Genomic DNA, 19,145 nt, shown 5'->3' with positions numbered 1-19,145 from the left:
CAACTGTGAAATGCGGAGAGGCGGAAAGCGATGACCAAGGTGGGTCTGGTCGCGGGTGGACTGGGCGCTTACTGGCCGCAGTTCCCGGACCTGTTGCCGCAGCTCAAGAAGTCCGCCGAGCAGGTCTCGACGCGGATGCGCGGACTGGACTGCGAGGTGGTCGACGTCGGGTTCATCTCCGACGCCCAGGAAGGCGCCCGCGCCGCCGAGCAGCTGCGGGTCGCCGGGTGCGACATCATCGTCGCCTTCCTGACCACCTACATGACCTCCAGCATGCTGGTGCCGATCGCGCAGCGCAGCGGCGCGCCGGTGCTGCTGCTGAACCTGCAACCCACCGAGGCCATGGACCACGCCAACTTCGACACGGGCGCCTGGCTGGCCTACTGCGGGGCCTGCCCGCTGCCGGAGATGGTGAACGCCTTCCGCCGCTGCGGCGTCGAAACCCGTTGCGTCAGCGGCTATCTCGACGAACCGGCCGCTTGGGAGAAGATCGCGCGGTGGGTGCGGGCCGCCGGGGTGCGCGCCGCACTGCGGCACGGTCGGCACGGTTTGCTGGGCCACCTGTACCCGGGGATGCTCGACGTCTCCACCGACCTGACGCTGGTGCCGTCCCAGTTCGGCGGGCACGTCGAGGTGCTGGAGATCGACGACCTGCGGGTGCGGGTGGAGAAGGTCGGCGACGCCGCGACCGACGAGCGGATCGCGCACACCCGCGAGGTGTTCACCGTGGATTCCAGCGTGGTCGAGGAGGATCTGCGCTGGGCCGCCCGGGTTTCGGTCGCCCTGGACCGGCTCGTCGAGGACTTCGAGCTGGACAGCCTGGCCTACTACCACCGCGGCCTGGACGGGGAGACGCACGAACGGCTGGGCGCCGGGCTGGTCCTCGGCGCGTCGCTGCTCACCGCTCGCGGGATTCCGGCCGCCGGGGAGTACGAGTTGCGCACGTCGCTGGCCATGCTGATCCTGGACCGGCTCGGGGCGGGCGGTTCGTTCACCGAGTTGCAGGCGTTGAACTTCCGGGACGACGTGGTGGAGATGGGGCACGACGGACCCGCGCACCTTGCCATCAGCGACGGCAGGCCGGTCCTGCGCGGACTCGGCACATACCACGGCAAACGCGGTTGGGGCGTGTCGGTGGAATTCGACGTCAGGCACGGCCCGGTCACCGCCTTCGGCCTCGGGCAGGACCGGGACGGATCGTTGCGCTTCGTGGCCTCCGAGGGCGCCGTGGTGGCCGGACCGCTGCTGCAGATCGGCAACACCACCTCCCGAGTGGATTTCGGCTGCCATCCCGGCGAGTGGACCGACGCGTGGAGCGTGTCGGGGATCGGCCACCACTGGGCGCTGGGCACCGGCCACCGGCGAGCCGAATTGCAGTCGGTCGCCGAGCTGTGCGGTTTGGAAATGGTCACCGTTGCGAAGGAGCAGATCCGTTGATCGTCAGCCCTGTTCGTTTCGAGCACCGGGATTGCGCGCTGGGTATCGGGACCGCGACGCCGCGGTTGTCGTGGCAGGTGGTCACCGGCGATCCGGACTGGTCCCAGACCGCCTACGAGCTGGAACTCGACGGCACGACCGCGCGGGTCGAATCCGCGGAGCAGGTGCTGGTGCCGTGGCCGTTCGAACCGCTGCCCTCGCGGACCAGCGCGAACGTGCGGGTCCGGGTGGCCAGCGGCGAGCAGTGGTCCGACTGGAGCGAACCGTCCACTGCGGAGACGGGTCTGCTGTCCGCCAGGGACTGGTCGGCCCGGTTCATCAGCCCGCGCACCATCGGCGGCCCGGCGCCGATCCTGACCCGCACCGCGACGCTGCGATCCGGCATCGCCGCCGCGCGGCTGTACGCCACCGCGCACGGCGTCTACGTCGCGACGATCAACGGCAACCGGGTCGGCGACGAGGTGCTGGCACCGGGGTGGACCAGCTACCAGCACCGGCTGCGCTACCAGACGCACGACGTCACCGCGCTGCTGCGGGAGGGGGCGAACAGCCTGGAAGTGCTGCTCGGCAACGGCTGGTACGGCGGTCGGCTCGCCTGGTACGGCCAACGCGCGCTCTACGGCGACCGGCTCGCCCTGCTGGCCCAGCTCGAAGTGACCTACGACGACGGATCGGTCGAGGTCATCGGCACCGACGAGCAGTGGTCGGCGACCAGCAGCGGCATCCTCGAAGACGACCTCTACGACGGACAGCGCACCGACCTCCGCCCCACCGAGTCCACAGTGGACGCCGTTGAGGTGCTCGATGTCGAGCCGACCGGGCTGGTCGCGCCCGAGGGGCCGCCGGTGCGGGTCACCGAGGTGCTGCCCGCGGTGCGGGTGTGGCAGTCGCCGTCCGGGCGGACCCTGGTGGACTTCGGGCAGAACGTCGTCGGTTGGGTTCGGCTGCGGGTGCGCGACGCGCGGGAAGTCACCGTGCGCCACGCCGAAGTGCTGGAGGACGGCGAACTCGGGGTGCGCCCGCTGCGCAGCGCGAAGGCCACCGACAGCTACCTCCTCGCCGATGCGGGCGCTGCGGTGCTGGAGCCCAGCCTGACCTTCCACGGCTTCCGCTACGCCGAGATCACCGGAGCCGAGGTCCGCGCCGAAGACCTCGAAGCCGTGGTGGTGGGCACCGATCTGCGCCGCACCGGCTGGTTCAGCTGCTCCGACCCGGATCTGGAGCAGTTCCACCGCAACGTCGTCTGGGGCATGCGCGGCAACTTCCTCGACGTGCCCACCGACTGCCCCCAGCGCGACGAGCGGCTCGGCTGGACCGGCGACATCCAGGTCTTCTCCCCCACCGCGAGCTTCCTGTTCGACACCGCCGGATTCCTGTCCTCCTGGCTCGCCGACCTCGCCGCCGACCAGCACTCGGACGGCTCGGTGCCGTGGGTGATCCCCGACGTGCTGCACACCGAAACCCCGACCGCCGCCGCCTGGGGCGACGCGGCGGCCGTGGTGCCGTGGGTGCTCTACCAGCGCTACGGCGATCCGCAGGTCCTGGCGCGCCAGTTCGACAGCATGCGCGCCTGGGTCGACAAGATCGCTTCCCTGACCACCGACGGCGTGTGGCGCGGCGGATTCCAGTTCGGTGACTGGCTCGACCCCACCGCGCCGCCCGACAACCCCTTCGCCGCCAAGGCCGACCCGGACGTCGTCGCCACGGCGCACCTGGTGCGCTCGGCGGAGATCGTCGCCGACGCCGCGCGGGTGCTGGGCCGCGACGCCGAGCACTACGCGGCGCTGGCCACCCGAACCCGCGAGGCGTTCGCCCGCCACTACGTCACCAGCTCCGGCCGCGTCCTCTCCGACGCACCCACCGGCTACGCGCTGGCCATCCAATGGGCGCTGCTGCCCACCGCCGCGCAACGCCGGCAGGCCGGGCAGCGGCTCGCCGATCTGGTGCGGGCCAACGGATTCCGCATCAGCACCGGCTTCGTCGGCACGCCGCTGATCGCCGACGCCCTCACCGCCACCGGGCACCTCGACCTCGCCTACCGGCTGCTGCTGGAAAAGGGCTGCCCGTCCTGGCTCTACCCGGTCACGATGGGCGCCACCACCGTCTGGGAGCGCTGGGACAGCATGCTCCCCGACGGCTCCATCAATCCCGGCGAGATGACCTCGTTCAACCACTACGCCCTCGGCGCGGTCGCCGACTGGATGCACCGCACCGTCGCCGGTCTCGCCCCGGCCGAACCCGGATTCCGCGAGATAACCGTCCGGCCGCAGCCGCACGCCGCGCTCACCCACGCCTCGGCCCGGCACCACACGCCCTACGGCGAAGCGTCGGTGACGTGGCGCCGGGACGGCGGTCGGTTCACGCTCGACGTGGTGATCCCGGTCGGCACCCGCGCCACCGTCCACCTCCCCGGCGCCGAGACCGTCACCGTCGGGCACGGCCAGCACTCCTGGACGGTGGCCGACCCGTGCACCGATGCGCCGGGCCCGGTTTCGACCGTGCGCGAACTGATGGACCTGCCGAACCTGTGGTCCGAAACGGTGGCCCTGCTCATCGAGCACGGTCTCGGCGAAGACCCGGCCGACATCGCCCGAAAGTCGGCGCCCTACCTGGACTTCCCGCCAACCGAACTGCCGGTGTTCCTCGCCCGCGAAAACCCCGAGGGCCCGAAGATCCGCCGCGCCGTCGCCGAACTGCTCCGCTGACGCGGCGAAATCCGCGTCGGTCGGCCGTCGCGTTCGGAAGTTCGGGGCGGAGCAGAGCGCGGCGCTGGCCACCAGCGCCGCCACTGCGGCGAGCAGGCCGTGACCGCGCCGGAAAGATCGCCGCCCGCCAGCCCCGCGGGGCTGCGCTCACCGGTCACCGACCGTAGGCGCGACGTGCTCGCCGTCACCCACAGCGGGGGCGTGGCGGCGCTCCAGAGCCCCACCGAGGGTCGGGCCGAAAGTCGGGACCTACGGGCCAGCACCATGCGCCGCTGCCGCAACTACGGTGGAGTCGAGCACCAGAAGGGGGCGGTAAGCATGAGTGGCGTCGACGACCAGCAGAGCCCAGATGAGCAGACCGCGGCGGAACTGCTCCTCCGCTGCTTGGAGAACGAAGGCGTCCGCGTCGTCTTCGGCATTCCAGGTGAGGAGAACATCCGCCTGACCGTGGCCCTGGCCCGCTCCGACATCCGCTACGTGCTGACCAGGCACGAGCAGGCCGCATCGTTCATGGCGGAGATGTACGGCCGGGTCACCGGATCGGCCGGGGTCGTGTCGGCCACCCTCGGCCCGGGGGCGATCAACCTGCAACTGGGCGTCGCCGACGCGATGACCAACAGCACACCGCTGGTCGCGCTGTCCGCGCAGGTCGGCCAGGACCGCAACTACAAGGAATCCCACCAGTTCGTCGACCTGGTCAACATGTTCGCCCCGATCACAAAGTGGTCGGGCAGCGTGCCCAGCGCCAAGGCGATCCCCGAAATGGTGCGCCGCGCCTTCAAGACCGCGGAGACCGAACGGCCCGGCGCGGTGTACCTGGCGGTGCCCGAGGACATCGACGCCGCCAAGGCCGAAGCCGCGCTGCACCCACTGCCCCGCAACGTGGTGCGCGCCGAGGCACCCGCTCCGGGCCAGATCGCGCGGGCCGCCGCGCTGCTGCGCGGTGCCAGCAGCCCCATCGTGCTCGCCGGTCACGGCGCCGCCCGCAACGGGGCCGAGAAGTCGCTCGCCGAGTTCGCCACTGCCCTGGGACTGTCGGTCGCCACCACCTTCCACGGCAAGGGCGTCATCGCCGACGACCACCCCAACTCGATGGGTTCGATCGGCTTCATGCGCCGCGACTACACCAACTTCGGCTTCGACCAAGCCGACCTGATCATCGCGGTCGGTTACGAACTGCAGGAGTTCGACCCGGCGCGGATCAATCCGCGCGGCGACAAGAAGATCATCCACGTGCACCGGTTCCCGGCGGAGGTCGACGCCCACTACTCGATCGACGTCGGCATCATCGGCGACATCTCCGCGTCCCTGGACGCGCTGTCGGCCGCGGTCGCCGACCAACACCACGAACCGCCCAAAGCGCTGTACCGCGAAATGGTGCACGACGAGTTGGAGCGCGGGCGCACGGACGACCGATATCCGCTGGCGCCGCAGCGAATCGTCGCTGACACCCGCGCCGCCCTCGGCAGGGACGACATCGTGCTGGTCGACACCGGTGCGCTGAAGATGTGGATGGCGCGGCTATACCCGACGTACACGCCGAACAGCTGCCTGATCTCCAACGGTCTGTCCACAATGGGCTTCGCGCTGCCCGGTGCGTTGGCCGTCGCGCTGGCCAAACCGGAGGTCAAGGTGCTGGCCGCGGTCGGCGACGGTTCCTTCCTCATGCACTCCCAGGAGATCGAAACCGCGGTCCGCGAACAGCTCCCGCTCACCGTGCTGATCTGGGAGGACAACGGTTACGGGCTCATCGAGTGGAAGATGGACCTCGAAGTCGGCGAGCACGCCGCCACCTCGTTCACCAACCCGGACATCGTCGGTTACGCGGCAAGCTTCGGCGCCAAGGGATACCGGATCTCCAACGCGGCGGAGCTGCTGCCGACCCTGCGCACCGCACTGGACGACCCAGGAGTCTCGATCATCGCCTGCCCGGTCGACTACAGCGAGAACCTCCGCCTCACCCAACGCCTCGGCGACCTAGACACAACACTCTGAACACCCGCCTGCGAACCCGTTCTCCCTCACGAGCGACGCCGCCCCCCCGTTCGGGCGGAGAGTGAAGGGCACCTTTGACCGACTAGGCCGGTCAAAGGTGCCCTTCACCTTGTCTGTCAGACGATTTCGTCGTCGTCTTGGGAGCGGGTGTAGAGGGTTTGGCCGCGCAGGACGGTGCGCAGGCAGCGCGGTTGCGGGGCCTGCGGGGAGAGGTCCGGCAGCCCCGGCACTCCGGCCCGCGGGTCGGTGGACCACCGCTGCACCCGCGAATCCGGTGCTGCCACAACGAGTTCTCCGGCGTCCCACACGGCGTAGGTCGCGGGCGCGCCGGGCACGAGCATGCCCGTGACACCGTCGTCGACCCCGGCCGCCCGCCAGCCGCCACGCGTGTGCGCGGTGAACGCGGCGCGCGGCGAAACACCGAAACCGCTGGTGCGGTGGTGGACGGCGGCCTGCACCGCGCTCCACGGCTCGACCGGCGTCACCGGGGCGTCCGAACCGAACGCCAGCAGCACGCCGCTCGCCGCCAGCTTCGAGAACGGGTTGAGCTGGGTGCCGCGTTCGACGCCGAGGCGCCGCGCGTACATGTCCTCCGAACCACCCCAGGTCGCGTCGAAGGTCGGCTGGACGGACGCCACCACGCCGAACTTGCCGAGTTCAGCGGCCTGCTGCTCGTCGACCATCTCCAGGTGTTCGAGCCGGTGGCGCATGCTCGCCAGCTCCGGCACACCGACGATCTCGGCGGCTTTGCGGAAACCGTCGCAGACCTCGGCCACCCCCGCGTCGCCGATCACGTGGAATCCGGCCTGCAAACCGGCGCGCGTGCATTCCACCAGGTGCTCGGCCACCGCATGCGCGTCGAGGTAGAGCACCCCCGCCGTCGTCCGGTCGTCCGCGTAGGGCTCGCGCAGCGCCGCGGTGCGCGAACCGACCGCACCGTCGACGAAGAGGTCTCCGGCCAGTCCGCGGGCCCCGAGCTCCCTGGCGCGGTCCACCGCACCGAGCTCACCCCAGTAGCCGACGACCTCCGGCACCCCGCCGCGCGCCGAAATCGCGAGCAGATCCACCAGATCATCGGCACCCGAGATGTCCGGCCCAGCGCACTCGTGCACGCACGCCACGCCCCGCGAAGCGGCATGCCGCAGGAACGCCAGCTGCGCGTCTTTGCGCTGCCCGGCACCGAGGGATTCGCGCGCGGCGCGGCGCACGTGGTGGTGCGCCGCGCGCGTCAGCGGGCCGTCCTCGCTCCAACCCTCCGCACTGCGGGCCAGCGGTGCGCGATCCACCAGGGCCGTGGACACCAGCGCGGAATGCACGTCGATCCGGGACAGGTACACCGCGGCGCCCGCCGCGGCGCGGTCGATCTCGTCACGGGTCGGGGGCCGCCGTTCCGGCCACCACGTCTCGTCCCATCCGTGGCCCCACACCAGTGCGCCCGGGTATTCCGCCACGTGATCCCGCAGCGCGTGCAGGAATTCCGTGAGCGACGCGCAACCGGTCAGGTCGAGGCCGTTGAGCAGCAAACCAGTCGAGGTCGCGTGCACGTGCGCGTCGACGAAAGCAGGCGCCACGAACGCGCCTCCGAGGTCGATGACCTCGGCATCGGGATGCAGCGCACGGCCGACCTCGTCGCCGCCGAGCCACGCGATGATGCCATCGGTGACGGCCATCGCGGTGGCTCCCGCGTCGGCGGGCGAATGAATTCGTCCGCCGAGCAACAACGTGGTCTCGGACATGTCCTTAGTGTTCCCTGTTCCGGGTTTCCAACTGCGCAGGTCGACGTCGGCCGACGGGTCGGCGCACGACTCCACGAGCGAACCCGGCCGCGATCGTTCTGGCGAGCTTACCGGTCGCCCCTCGGACCCCGACGCGACGCCGACCCGATCACCTGCGCGGCTGCTCGTCCGACCGTTCTGCCTGCGCAGACCGCTGCGGCGGGAGCTGTTGCGGACCGCTGTCCGGGGTGTGCTCGTCGTCGTCGGTGACCGAAACCACCTCGCCGTCGATGACGTCGCTGCCCGGGCCTGCCGAGCCCTGCTCGCGGCGGGCCCGCTGGGCGTGCAGCCACACCTGGTCCTGCATCTCCTTCGACCGCCGCTGCGCCGCGCGCATCAGCCGCTTGCGCAGCAGGGCGCGGGTCGGCGGCAACAGGCACAGCAGCCCGCAGACGTCGCTGATGAAACCGGGCAGGATGATCAGAAGGCCTCCGGCGGCGATGAGCACACCGTCGGTGAGCTCGCGCTCCGGTGGCCGCCGCTCGCGGGCGGCCTCGCGGAACTCGCGCAGCGCTCGGCGGCCTTCCCGGCGCAGCAGCCAGCTGCCCAGCACCGCGGCGGCCAGCAGCAGGCCGATGGTGGGCAGCACGCCGATCAGCTGGCCGAGGGCGACGAGCACGGCGATTTCGACCACACCGGCGACGAGAAGCAGAACGAGGATCGGCACGGCGCGGAGACCTCCTGTCAATGGCAGTCACCCGGTCCAACGAACCAGGCCCGACAAATGCTCCCGGCAGGCCATCGAGGTGATGAACGTCGTCGGGTACGGGCCCCATAGACTTCCACGTGATGCGGGCGCACAAGTCGAAATCACTCATCCTGCTGCTGATCGGCAGCGTGCTGGCGCTCGCGCTGCTGATCAGCGACCAGTACTTGCCGGGGTTGCCGTTGCAGCCCAAGCAGCTCCCGGCCGCGGTGGTGACGCTCGGCGACAGCACGTTGTCCGGTGAGGGCGGCGGCAACTACGTGGCCGGGACCAACGGCGAAGGTGACAACTGGTGCCACCGCTCGCCCGCCGCGGCGGTCAACCAGCTGCGGCTGCCGCCCGGGGTGACCCGCATCAACCTGGCCTGTTCCGGCGCGAAGACCGACCTGGTCGGCGCCGACCCGGAACCCGGCACCGCCGAGGGTTCCCAGGCGCAGCAGCTGGGCGCGCTGGCGCAGCGCTTCCGCATCACCAACGTCGTGGTGCAGGTCGGCGCGAACGACGAACCGGGCTTCACCGATGTGGTCAACCAGTGCGTCGAGGCCTGGGTGCGGCAGGCGGCGGACGGTTGCGCCGGACAGCTGCGCACCACGTGGCCGCAGCGGATCGACCGGATGAAACCGAAGGTGCTCGCCGCGCTGCACGACATCCGAGCGGCCATGGACAGCGCGGGCTACACCCCGAGCAGCTATTCGCTGATCGTGCAGTCCTACGCCTCGCCGGTCGGGCCCGGTGTGCGGCCCGAGCTGCAGGACCTCTCCGGGTGCCCGTTCCTGACCGGTGACCTGGCGTGGATCCGGGATACCGGTGTCCCGCAGCTGTCCGCCGGGTTGCGGGATGTGGCTCGGCAGGCCGATGCGCGGTTCCTGGACCTGTCCCGGGCGGGTTCGGGCCACGAGGCGTGCACCGGGGATCCGAAGACGGCCGACGGCGAGTGGTTCACCAGGCTGACCGTCGACTGGGAGAGCCTCCGGGACGAGCGCCGCGCCCCGCACGCGATGCAGGAGTCCTTCCACTCCAACGCCGCTGGTCACGCCCAGCTCGGCCGCTGCCTGAGCGAGTTCGTGGCCGGTACCGAACCAAAAGCGGTGTGCCTCGCCGACGAACGCGGCAACCTGCACGCCGTCCCCGACCACATCGCCGCCCTACAACCCCACCCCTGACTGCTCCACCAACCAGCACCCGCCGCCGATCTGCCCCGTTGAATCCCCGCCACCGCTCGGCCGAGGCAGGTCCCGCACTCACACGATCAGGGCGAGGTGAAGGGCACCTTTCGCCAACATAGTTGGTAAAAGGTGCCCTTCACCATTCACCCGAACGTCGCGGATGGGGGCTCAGATCGACGGGGGGCGGTTTTCGAAGGGGGTGGAGAGCACGACCGTGGTGCGGGTCGACACCTTGGCGGCTTCGCGGATCTGGCGCAGCAGCTCCTCCAAACCCAGCGGTGAGGCGACCCGCACCTGCAGGATGTAGGACTCGTCGCCCGCCACCGAGTAGCACGATTCGATCTGCGGCAGGTGCTCCAGCCGCTGCGGGTAGTCGTCCGGTGCGGCCGGATCGATCGGGGTCAGCGAGATGAACGCGGTCAGCGGCAGGCCGATCTGATCACCGTCCACTTTGGCCGCATAACCCTGCAGGGCGCCGCGCTGCTCCAGCCGCCGAACCCGCTGGTGCACCGCGGAAACGCTCAACCCGACGCGCTCGGCCAGGTCGGTGAAGCTGCACCGGCCATCGCTGGCCAACTCGCGCAGAATCGCCCGGTCGGTGGCCTCCAGCACGGCGGGCGGTGCGGACCTGTCGCTCACGCCGGCAGCACCACCAACTCGTGCGGCTGGTCGTTCACGCGCTGCACGCCGTCGTCGGTGACGACGACGATGTCCTCGATCCGAGCCCCCCAACGCCCCGGCTGGTAGATACCCGGCTCGACGCTGAAGGCCATGCCCGGCTCCAGCACGAGCGCGTTCCCGCCGACGATGTAGGGCTCCTCGTGCACGTCGAGTCCGATGCCGTGCCCGGTGCGGTGCACGAAGAACTCGCCGAATCCGGCGGCGGCGATCGGCTCCCGCGCGGCGGCGTCGATCGACTCGGCGGTCGCACCCGGTCGCACCGCCTCGACCGCGGCGCGCTGGGCGGCCTGCAACACGGCGTAGGTCTCGCGGACGTCCGACTGGGCGGGCTCGCCGACGGCGTAGGTGCGGGTGCAGTCGGAGTTGTAGCCCTCCGCGATCGGGCCGCCGATGTCGATGACGACGATGTCGCCGCGCTCGACCACCCGGTCCGACAGCGCGTGGTGCGGGCTGGCGCCGTTGGGGCCCGATCCGACGATGACGAACGCCGCCTCGGTGTGGCCCTCTTCCAGGATCGCGGCGCTGATGTCGGCGCCGACCTCGGCCTCGGTCCGGCCCGGTTTGAGGAACTCGGCCATCCGGGCGTGCACCCGGTCGATGGCCGCCCCGGCCTTGCGCAGCGCCTCGACCTCGGCGGCGTCCTTGCGCATCCGCAACTCCCGCAGCACGTCCCCGGCCAGCACCTGCTCGGCATCGGACAGGGCGCCGCGCAGCGGGATGGTGTGCAGCGCGGGCATCACGTCGGCGACGGCCACCCGGGCCGGTGCGCCAGCGCGACTGGCCAGGTCGGCGACCACGGCGTGCGGATCCTGGCCGTCCACCCAGGTCACGACGTCGATGCCGAGTTCGGCGAGCGGCACGTCGGCGAAGCCGGGCTCCTCCAGCTTCGGCACCACCAGCGCGGGCCGACCACCGGTCGGCAGCACCAGGCAGGTCAGCCGCTCGTGCGATTCCTTGGCGGCGCCGAGGAGGTAGCGCAGGTCGGAACCCGGCGAGATCAACAACGCGTCGAGGTCGGCCGCGGCAGCCGTTTCGGCGGCCCGAGTCAGGCGAGCGGCGAGCACGGATGGGTCCTGCTTCATCGAGACGGTGGCCATGGCCCCAGCCTAATGCCGCCGCAGCGCCCCGACGCCCGCACGGTCCACGCCCCGCCACACCCGGGACGCCACCAACCAAGCCGCCACCAGCAGGTAGACCGCGGCGACCGACCAAAGCGCGCTGCGCAGCCCAATACCGTCCACCAGCAACCCACCGACCAGCGCACCGACCGGAGCACCGGCGAACGCGACCGCGGCGGTCAGCCCGAGCACCCGACCGCGCATGGCCGGTTCGACGCGCTCGTAGCAGACCACCGCCAGGATCGGATTGATCGCTCCGGAGGCAAGTCCCGCGATCCCGACGGCGACCAGCACGGCGGGCAGACCCGGTTCGAGCGCCAGGACCGCGTATCGCGGCGCTCCCGAGATCGCGATCGCGGTGACCAGGACGAGTCGTCGGGGCAGCCGAGGGCCCAGCCACGTGTAACCGAGGTTGCCAAGCAGCGCGGCACCGGCGGTGACTCCCGTGATGGCGCCGAGCGCCACCGGGCTGCCCAGCACCTCGGCGGCGTAGACCGGTTGCAGCACGCTGATCGCGGCCAGGTCCAGGGTGTTGATCAACAGCACCATCAGCACGATCAGCACCAACAGCCGGTCCGCCAGCAGCGCGCGAGCGCCGTCGCGCAGATCGTCGAGATAACCGGTGTTGGGCCGCTTGGCGGGCGTGCTGGGCACGGCGACCGCGACCAAACCGGCGGCGAGCGCGAAAACCGCTGCGGTCCAAGCCAACACGGTGGGCTCGGCGACGAACACCAGGGCCGCACCGCCCAGCGGTGCACCGAACAGCTGCGCTGCCCGGGTGGCCGCGTCGATGCCCGCCGAGCCGCGCTCCAGCGGCATTCCGGCCATGGTGATGAGCTCTGGAACCACCGCCCGGCGAGCGGTCTGCCCGGGTGCCCGGCTGGCCCCGAGCAAAGCGGCGAGCACGAACAGCTGCCACATCGCCAGCCCGGATGTGGCGTGCAGCAGCGGGATCGCGGCCACCACCGCGGCGGCCGCGAGATCGGAACCCACGGCACTGCGGCGGGTACCCAACCGATCCACCAGCGGACCGCCCACGGCCGCCAACGCCACCAGTCCGACCAGCTCCGTCGCCGCGACCGCACCCACCGTCGAGGCGCTCCCGGTGAGCGCCAGGACGAACCACGGGATCACCAGCAGCGCCACCACGGTCGCCAACACCGACACACCGGTCGACAACCACAGCAGGACGATCGGAGCGCGCCGCGTCGTCACGGGCGCGACCGCGGAAAGGCGTGGAACTGCACGCTGACCTGCTCGTCACCGTCCTGGGCAGGTCGGCGGTATTCGTCGAGCAGATCGTGGAACCGCCGGGTCAGCTCGGAAAGTTCTTGCGGGGTCAGCGAAAGCAGCGTGTCCGACATGGACGATGCCCTGATCCAGGCCCGCGACCACCGCTGTCGCTCGGCCAGGAACGCCGCGCTCTCGTGGTAGTGCGTCGTGACGACCTCGTGCAGGTACACCTCCAGCGCACCGCGCAAGTCGGGGTGCTGGGCGAGTTCGTCGGTGTCCAGCACGGTGTGCTCGTGCACCGCGCGCCACCAGCGCTCCCGCCGGTTGCCCCGCTCGGTGTCCTCTTCGACGAAACCGTGCTCGGCGAGCTGCCTGAGGTGCCAGCTGGTGGTGCCGCTGCGCTCCCCCACCCGCTCGGCCAACTGGGTGGCCGTGGCGGGCCCGTCGCTGCGCAGCATCCCCAACAACCGCACCCGCAGCGGATGCGCCAATCCGCGCAGGCTCTTCGCGTCCAGCATCCGGTCCATGCGGCGAGCATAGAACCACCAAGAACTCTCTGCGAAGACTTCTTGGTGGTTGCTCCAGGCCCGGCACGCACGTGTCGGGGTGACGTGACAAGCTGGCGCACTGTGACTGGCCCCCTGATGCTCGTCGACTCGGCCGGGTTGTGGTTCCGCTCGTACTACGCCCTGCCCGACTCGCTGACCGCCCCGGACGGCACGCCGGTGAACTCGGTGCGCGGGTTCTGCGACATGCTCGCCAAGCTGATCGGCGACCGCCGCCCGTCGCGGCTGGTGGCCTGCCTGGACAACGACTGGCGCCCGCAGTTCCGGGTCGACGCGCTGCCGTCCTACAAGGCGCACCGCGTCGCCGCCGACGATCCCGCCGCGGAGGAGGTGCCGGACACGCTGTCCCCGCAGATCCCGGTGATCCTCGAAGTGCTCGACGCGGCGGGCGTGGCCACCGCCGAAGCGGAGGGCTTCGAGGCCGACGACGTGATCGGCGCGCTGGCCGACCGCGAGGACCGCGACGCGGTGGAGGTCGTCACCGGCGACCGCGACCTGTTCCAGTTGGTGCGCACCCAACCCACCCCGGTTCGGGTGATCTACATCGGCGCCGGACTGGCCAAGGCGCAGGACTACGGCCCGGCCGAACTCGCCGAGAAGTACGCCCTGACGGCCGACCGGGCCGGCGACGACTACGCGGACATGGCCGTGCTGCGCGGCGATCCGTCGGACGGGCTGCCCGGGGTGGCGGGCATCGGCGAGAAGACGGCCGCGAAGCTGATCACCCAGTTCGGTTCCCTCGAAGCGCTGCTGGCCGCCGCCGCAGCCGGTGATTCCAGCCTGACCCCGCGGATTCGGGGCAAGCTCGCCGAAGCCGCCGACTACCTGGCCGCCGCCCCATCGGTGGTCCAGGTCGCCCGCGACGCCCCGGTGGTCCTGGACCGCCCGGATCAGATCCCGCGGTCCACTGTAGACACCGAACGCCTGGTGGCCCTCCAGCGGACCTGGGGCCTGGGAGCCAGCATCGACCGCCTGATCACCGCCCTGACGTCCTGAGCCCCGAGCCGGAGCCCCTCACGCACTCCCGACCTCGGCGAAGCCCCGGGAACACCTCGTCGAATTCGGGGCGGCGCAAGCGATTCAGGCGCCGCGCCCCCTCGGCGCACTGCTCGATCGTTGAACAGGTGAAGGGCACCTTTGACCGACATAGCCGGTCAAAGGTGCCCTTCACTCCAATCACTACCGCTAGAAGTCGGCGACGTTCAGGAGGTTTTCCTGGGTTTGGTCGCTGTCTTGGGACGGCCAGGTCCAGTCGAGGGTGCCCGCCTGCTGGAGGGCCTGCTTGACCTGTTCCGGCGTGGCGGTCGGGTTGTTCGCCTTGAACAGCGCCGCCGCACCGGCCACGTGCGGACTGGCCATCGAGGTGCCGGAAATCGTGTTGTAGCCGCCGTTCATCCACGTCGAGTAGATGCACACACCCGGCGCGATGATGTCGACGTCGGCGCCGAAGTTGGAGAAGTCGGCGAAGGTGTCGTCCTCGTCCTCCCGGCAGGTCGCGGCCGCGCCGCCACCGGGTTGCCCGTTGAAGTCGGCCAGCGCGCTGACCGTGATCACCTCGTCGTAGGCGGCCGGGACCGAATCCTTGGCGTCGGCCGCGTCGTTCCCGGCGGCCACCACGAACGTCACCCCGGCCGCGACGGCCCGGCAGATGGCCTCGTGCTCGATGTCGCCTTCGGTCGCGCCGCAGTTGCCGTCGTCGACCCCGGCACCGCCGAGGCTCATGTTGGCCACCTCGATCTCGTCGGCGTGCGCGGCGACGTAGTCGATCCCGCACACCACGTCCGCCGTGCTGCCCATGCCCGCGTCGTTCAGCACCTTCACCGGCCAGATCCGCGCACCCGGCGCGACACCGACCACGCCGTTGTCGTCGTCCAGCGCCCCGATGGTGCCCGCCACGTGGGAGCCGTGCCCGTTGCGGTCGTCGGGGTTCAGGCCCAGCAGCGAGCAGTTCTGGGCGCCCTCCCGGTAGACGTTGAGGTCCGGGTGATCGAGATCGACACCGGTGTCGATCACCGCGACGTCCACGTCGGTGCGCTCGTCGACGCCGTCGATGTTGGCCGTGCCGCTGAGGTCGGCGTCCGCGCGGTCCACCCCGGTGGGCGTGGTCTGCGCGGTGGTGCGGTAAACCCGGTCGGGCTGGACCCAGGCGACCGCCGGATCGCGGGCGATCCGGTTCTTGGTGGCTTCGGTCATGGTGGCGGAATAGCCGCTCAGCGCCGAGCGGTAGATGTGCCCAACCGCAACACCGAGTTCACTGGTGTGCAATCGGGCCAGCAGGTTCGAATCGGTCCCGTCCTTGAGGACGACGATGTAGCGACCGACCGCACCGCTGCCGAGTTCCGCCTGAGCCGGCGACGCGCTCGCGGCCACCAAGGCGAACGCGGCGATCGCGATTCCAACGCTTCTTCTCATCGGGCCTCCAGGTGAGCCGTGGCTGGACGACTCCATCCGGCGTGGGCACCCCACGGCCGTGGTCCGACGTAGTAAAAGCAGCGCGACGATCAAAGGGAAGACAGCGGGCGAAGATCGCACCGAATGGCCGTGCCACCACTCGGTATTTACCCCGAAGGGCCCATCGGAACAGGCACCATTCGGCGCAGCAGCGACACTCAGAAGTCCACTGTGGATTCGGAAGCGCGGTAGCGGTCCAACTCGACCGGGTCGTGCGCGCAGAACACCTGAACCTGACCCTGATGCGCGGTGCCGAGATCGCGCAGCCGCTGCTGGTTGCGCCGCCGCGACGCACCCTCGACCTGCACGTGGTTCTGGAACAGCCGCAGCCCCGGCGGGCAGTGCGACCGCTGCGCCATCTCGCCGTGGAAGAAGTACGCGTCACCGGCGTGCAACAACCAACGACCGTCCGATCCCCGGACAGCCACCCCGGTGTGCCCGCGGGTGTGGCCGGGCAGCGGGACGAGCAGGATCTCCGGTGGCAGGCCGGGCAGGTCGCGCACCGCCTCGAACCCGAACCAGCGCTCCCCGTCGACACTGCTGTGGATGCTCCACTGTGGACCGTGCTGCCACTGGTGGCCGAGGTAGCGCACCCGCTCCGGGCCGTGCAGCATCGCCTGGTATTCCACGTCGTGCACGTGGACCCGCGCCTGCGGGAAGTCCGGCAGGCCGCCCGCGTGATCGCGGTCCAGGTAGGTCAGCACGATGTGCCGCACGTCCTCGGTGCGGTAGCCGAGGCGTTTCACCTGCGCCACAGCGGTTTCCGCCACGTCCAGCACCGGACGGGTCGTGCCGCAGTTCAGGTGGTGGACCCGCATCAGAGTTCCTTCCGGGTGAGCAGTTCGACCAGCTGATCGCCGACGGTCCGCAAGGGCGTCAGGTCTCGCTGCACCTTGCAGAGCAACAACGCACCTTCCAGCATCGACAGCGCGATCACGGCGAGCTCGCCCGACCGGGCCGCCGGGATCCCCCAGCCCACGAACCTCGCGCTCAGGCGCGCCAGCCACGAGCCGTACGCGCCGTCGCACGCCGACCGGACCTGCGGGCTGTCCGCGCTCGCCTCCAGCGCGACGGTGGCCACCGGGCATCCGCTGCGGAAATCCGAATCCTCCAGCGCCTTACCGAACAACGCCACGACCGCCGTGACCGCCTCGCGCGGTCCGCCCGCCTCGTCCAGCACCGCCGCCAGCAGGTCGTGCACCTGCCGCCCGGAAGCCTCGACGGCCTCGGCGGCGAGTTGCTGCTTGCCACCCGGGAAGTGGAAGTACAGCGAGCCGCGCGGTGCGGCGGCCTCCGCCAGCACCTGGTTGACCCCGGTGGCGTGGTAGCCCTGCCGCCGGAACAGCTCCATCGCGGTGTCGAGCATCTGCTGCTTCGTCCGCGCACCGGGATTCCGCTCGCTCACCGTGGGAGACCAGGTCGAGCTGCGCGCAGAACAGGTCGAGCAGGACGGCTGCTCCCGGCGCGGCGCTAGAAGCCCGTGCCGCACCACGGGGATTCGAGGGTGGTGAACAGCCGGTCCGCCGCCGGGACCGCAGCCGGGTCGTGCACCGCGATGCGACCGGCCGCGACCAACGCCGATGCCGCTTGGTCACCGAGGAACAGCGCGGCGAGAGCGGCGACGTCGAGGCTGAGCTGCGGCTCGTCGGGGCACCGGCGCACCTCGTCGGGACCGACCCGGTAGCAGCCGTTGTTGACCGGCAGGAACGCGTCGCGCACCTCGATCACCACCGGATCGGCGGGACCGTAGGTGCGCGCCCGCAGCGCGGCGAGCACATCCACCAGCCGCAGCCACAAATCGTCGGCGACTTCGGTCACCCGGCACTGGCGGCGGTCGGTCAGCCACCACTCCAGCGGTTCGTCCAGCGGCCGGTCGAAGGCCGCGATCCGGTCCACCAGATCGATGCCGAGCAGGAAGCGCCACAGCTGCGCCGTCGCGACCGTATCGGCCGCCACCACGTCGTAGACCCGCAGCGTGGTGACCCCGTCGTTCTGCTTCGGCTCGCACAGGGCGAAACCGTCGTCCACGCCGTCGTCGTCGGTGTGCACCGCGACCAGGTAGCCCCTGTCGAGCATCGCCAGCCGGGACGACCACCACGCGTCATCCCGGCCGATCCGGCCCGGCCGGGACAACGCACACCGCCGGTAGATCGTCGGCAAGATCGTCTCCGGTCTCCGCCTTCGGCGACTCCACCAGCCGCACCCGGCCACCGAGCGGCGCGTCCGCGCGGAACGCGGCCCGCACCCGCGCCAGCTCCACGTTCCGGGCCCTGGTGGCCACGCCGTAACCGAACCGCTCGTAGATCACCGCTTCGGACGCGTGCAGCATCGCCAGCGGCTCGCCGCGCTGCCCCACGTCATGCAGCTGCGCGCGCATCAGCGCGGTGAGCAGGCCGCGACGGGTGTGGTCGGCTCGAACGCCGACCGCGGTCACCGCGCCCGCCGACAGCCGCCGACCGCCCGGCACCGCCAGCACGTTCGTCGTCGACATGACCGTTCCGGCGAGCTCGCCGTCGACGAACGCGCCCAGCACCCGACCCGGTTCGTACCGGCCGGAGTTGCGGGCCCAGTCCTCGTCCTTCGACGGCGGCTCCAACAACGCACGCCGGAACAGCTCGTACGCCTCGCGGAACTCGGATTCGGTCAGCGGACGCACCTCGTGCTGGGTCACGTCCCAGATCTTCCCGACAACCCGCGGCCGCGTCGACCGGTTTTCACTTCGGGTGGCCGACCTCGTAAACGCCCCTGTCGTTCTTGACCGTGACCGTGACGGTCCTGGGCTGCGAATCGATGCTGACCTGGCAGTCGAAGCGGTGCGCGGCCGCCACCGGCTGGCCCGCCGGGCAGTTGACCTCACCAACGCCGGTGAGCCCGTAGGAGCCCTTCAGGGTCTGCGCCACGCCCTTCGCCACGCTGGTGGCGTCGAACACCGGCCGCACGAACCAGCCCGGCGCGACGAAGCCGAGCACCAGCACCACGGCGATCACCAGCAACGCTCCGAAGCCGGTGAGCACCCACGGCAGCACCGATCGCTTCTTCTTCGGCGGAGGGCCGTACTGGCCGTAGCCACCCGGGGGCGGGAACTGGCCGCCGCGCTGCGGCGGGCGCGGCTGCGGGCCGTAACCACCACCGTAGGGCTGCTGCGGTGGTCGTCGCGGCGCGAAGCCACCCGGCTGCGGATAGCCCGGCGGGGCCGGTGGAAACCCACCCGAGTGCATCCCAGGGCCCTGGGGTTGCTGCCCCCACTGCGGGTGGCCCCCTGGCGGACCGTAGGGGGACGACATCTACACCTCCGGAGGATGTTCACTTGGC

17 protein-coding genes are annotated in these 19,145 nt (G+C 70.8%); 5 read left to right on the top strand and 12 right to left on the bottom strand.

Annotated features, from left to right (window positions below; genetic code table 11):
• The first annotated feature begins 30 nt into the window (after positions 1-30).
• The 3 genes from ACTWQN_RS07760 to ACTWQN_RS07750 all read left to right on the top strand — a co-directional run bounded on the left by ACTWQN_RS07760 (position 31) and on the right by ACTWQN_RS07750 (position 6,137).
• A complete protein-coding gene (locus ACTWQN_RS07760) occupies positions 31-1,437 on the top strand; it encodes an arabinose isomerase (protein WP_443202650.1) in 1,407 nt (468 codons plus the stop codon).
• On the top strand, positions 1,434-4,142 hold the full coding sequence (locus ACTWQN_RS07755) for a family 78 glycoside hydrolase catalytic domain (protein ID WP_443202649.1): 2,709 nt from the start codon (positions 1,434-1,436) through the stop codon (positions 4,140-4,142). Before ACTWQN_RS07760 ends, ACTWQN_RS07755 begins: the two co-directional genes overlap by 4 nt.
• A 318-nt stretch (positions 4,143-4,460) precedes the next feature.
• Entirely contained in the window at positions 4,461-6,137 is a 1,677-nt protein-coding gene (locus ACTWQN_RS07750) for an acetolactate synthase large subunit (RefSeq protein WP_443202648.1), read from the top strand.
• A gap of 116 nt (positions 6,138-6,253) precedes the next feature.
• Here the strand turns inward: ACTWQN_RS07750 and ACTWQN_RS07745 are convergent, their stop codons facing one another.
• Complete coding sequence (locus ACTWQN_RS07745; protein WP_443202647.1) at positions 6,254-7,873, bottom strand: amidohydrolase; 1,620 nt, start codon at positions 7,871-7,873, stop codon at positions 6,254-6,256.
• Positions 7,874-8,021: 148 nt separating this feature from the next.
• Positions 8,022-8,579, bottom strand: a complete 558-nt coding sequence (locus ACTWQN_RS07740; protein WP_443202646.1) for an FxsA family protein — start codon at positions 8,577-8,579, stop codon at positions 8,022-8,024.
• 122 nt (positions 8,580-8,701) lie between these two features.
• On the opposite strand from ACTWQN_RS07740, the gene ACTWQN_RS07735 reads away from it, so the two are divergent.
• Positions 8,702-9,781: a GDSL-type esterase/lipase family protein gene (locus ACTWQN_RS07735; protein WP_443202645.1), complete on the top strand. Its 1,080-nt coding sequence runs from the start codon at positions 8,702-8,704 to the stop codon at positions 9,779-9,781.
• Between the two features lie 171 nt (positions 9,782-9,952).
• On the opposite strand, the gene ACTWQN_RS07730 is transcribed toward ACTWQN_RS07735, so the two are convergent.
• From ACTWQN_RS07730 to ACTWQN_RS07715, 4 genes are read right to left on the bottom strand one after another with little or no spacing between them, the layout of a single operon-like run.
• Positions 9,953-10,393: an Lrp/AsnC family transcriptional regulator gene (locus ACTWQN_RS07730; RefSeq protein WP_443202858.1), complete on the bottom strand. Its 441-nt coding sequence runs from the start codon at positions 10,391-10,393 to the stop codon at positions 9,953-9,955.
• Positions 10,394-10,419: 26 nt separating this feature from the next.
• Positions 10,420-11,562, bottom strand: a complete 1,143-nt coding sequence (locus tag ACTWQN_RS07725) for a M24 family metallopeptidase (protein WP_443202644.1) — start codon at positions 11,560-11,562, stop codon at positions 10,420-10,422.
• A gap of 9 nt (positions 11,563-11,571) precedes the next feature.
• The gene (locus ACTWQN_RS07720) at positions 11,572-12,798 is read right to left on the bottom strand and encodes an MFS transporter (RefSeq protein WP_443202643.1); all 1,227 of its coding nucleotides are present in this window, start codon (positions 12,796-12,798) and stop codon (positions 11,572-11,574) included.
• Positions 12,795-13,343, bottom strand: coding sequence for a helix-turn-helix domain-containing protein (locus ACTWQN_RS07715; RefSeq protein ID WP_443202642.1), 549 nt, complete (start codon positions 13,341-13,343; stop codon positions 12,795-12,797). Before ACTWQN_RS07715 ends, ACTWQN_RS07720 begins: the two co-directional genes overlap by 4 nt.
• 117 nt (positions 13,344-13,460) lie before the next feature.
• On the opposite strand from ACTWQN_RS07715, the gene ACTWQN_RS07710 reads away from it, so the two are divergent.
• Complete coding sequence (locus tag ACTWQN_RS07710) at positions 13,461-14,378, top strand: 5'-3' exonuclease (RefSeq protein WP_443202857.1); 918 nt, start codon at positions 13,461-13,463, stop codon at positions 14,376-14,378.
• A 189-nt stretch (positions 14,379-14,567) separates the two neighbouring features.
• Here the strand turns inward: ACTWQN_RS07710 and ACTWQN_RS07705 are convergent, their stop codons facing one another.
• From ACTWQN_RS07705 to ACTWQN_RS07680, 6 genes are all read right to left on the bottom strand, one after another.
• Complete coding sequence (locus ACTWQN_RS07705) at positions 14,568-15,794, bottom strand: S8 family peptidase (protein WP_443202641.1); 1,227 nt, start codon at positions 15,792-15,794, stop codon at positions 14,568-14,570.
• 197 nt (positions 15,795-15,991) lie between these two features.
• Complete coding sequence (locus ACTWQN_RS07700) at positions 15,992-16,651, bottom strand: MBL fold metallo-hydrolase (RefSeq protein WP_443202640.1); 660 nt, start codon at positions 16,649-16,651, stop codon at positions 15,992-15,994.
• Complete coding sequence (locus tag ACTWQN_RS07695) at positions 16,651-17,238, bottom strand: TetR/AcrR family transcriptional regulator (protein WP_443202639.1); 588 nt, start codon at positions 17,236-17,238, stop codon at positions 16,651-16,653. Before ACTWQN_RS07695 ends, ACTWQN_RS07700 begins: the two co-directional genes overlap by 1 nt.
• A gap of 65 nt (positions 17,239-17,303) precedes the next feature.
• Positions 17,304-17,993, bottom strand: a complete 690-nt coding sequence (locus tag ACTWQN_RS07690) for a GNAT family N-acetyltransferase (protein ID WP_443202638.1) — start codon at positions 17,991-17,993, stop codon at positions 17,304-17,306.
• Positions 17,935-18,504, bottom strand: a complete 570-nt coding sequence (locus ACTWQN_RS07685; protein ID WP_443202637.1) for a GNAT family N-acetyltransferase — start codon at positions 18,502-18,504, stop codon at positions 17,935-17,937. The genes ACTWQN_RS07690 and ACTWQN_RS07685 overlap by 59 nt, the downstream gene beginning before the upstream one ends.
• Positions 18,505-18,547: 43 nt before the next feature.
• A complete protein-coding gene (locus ACTWQN_RS07680) occupies positions 18,548-19,117 on the bottom strand; it encodes a DUF4333 domain-containing protein (protein WP_443202636.1) in 570 nt (189 codons plus the stop codon).
• Positions 19,118-19,145 lie beyond the last annotated feature (28 nt).

The organism is Saccharopolyspora antiqui (assembly GCF_052246905.1).
Lineage (GTDB): Bacteria > Actinomycetota > Actinomycetes > Mycobacteriales > Pseudonocardiaceae > Saccharopolyspora.
The sequence above is the reverse complement of the archived record's forward strand: the minus strand, read 5'-3'. Positions and strand labels throughout refer to the sequence as shown.

Excerpts from the sequence above, each read along its gene's own strand:
- ACTWQN_RS07735 (WP_443202645.1), top strand. The coding sequence starts at position 8,702 with ATGCGGGCGCACAAGTCGAAATCACTCATCCTGCTGCTGATCGGCAGC.
- ACTWQN_RS07680 (WP_443202636.1), bottom strand. The coding sequence starts at position 19,117 with ATGTCGTCCCCCTACGGTCCGCCAGGGGGCCACCCGCAGTGGGGGCAG.
- ACTWQN_RS07700 (WP_443202640.1), bottom strand. The coding sequence starts at position 16,651 with ATGCGGGTCCACCACCTGAACTGCGGCACGACCCGTCCGGTGCTGGAC.
- ACTWQN_RS07750 (WP_443202648.1), top strand. The coding sequence starts at position 4,461 with ATGAGTGGCGTCGACGACCAGCAGAGCCCAGATGAGCAGACCGCGGCG.
- ACTWQN_RS07760 (WP_443202650.1), top strand. The coding sequence starts at position 31 with ATGACCAAGGTGGGTCTGGTCGCGGGTGGACTGGGCGCTTACTGGCCG.
- ACTWQN_RS07715 (WP_443202642.1), bottom strand. The coding sequence starts at position 13,343 with ATGGACCGGATGCTGGACGCGAAGAGCCTGCGCGGATTGGCGCATCCG.
- ACTWQN_RS07725 (WP_443202644.1), bottom strand. The coding sequence starts at position 11,562 with ATGGCCACCGTCTCGATGAAGCAGGACCCATCCGTGCTCGCCGCTCGC.
- ACTWQN_RS07705 (WP_443202641.1), bottom strand. The coding sequence starts at position 15,794 with ATGAGAAGAAGCGTTGGAATCGCGATCGCCGCGTTCGCCTTGGTGGCC.
- ACTWQN_RS07710 (WP_443202857.1), top strand. The coding sequence starts at position 13,461 with ATGCTCGTCGACTCGGCCGGGTTGTGGTTCCGCTCGTACTACGCCCTG.
- ACTWQN_RS07745 (WP_443202647.1), bottom strand. The coding sequence starts at position 7,873 with ATGTCCGAGACCACGTTGTTGCTCGGCGGACGAATTCATTCGCCCGCC.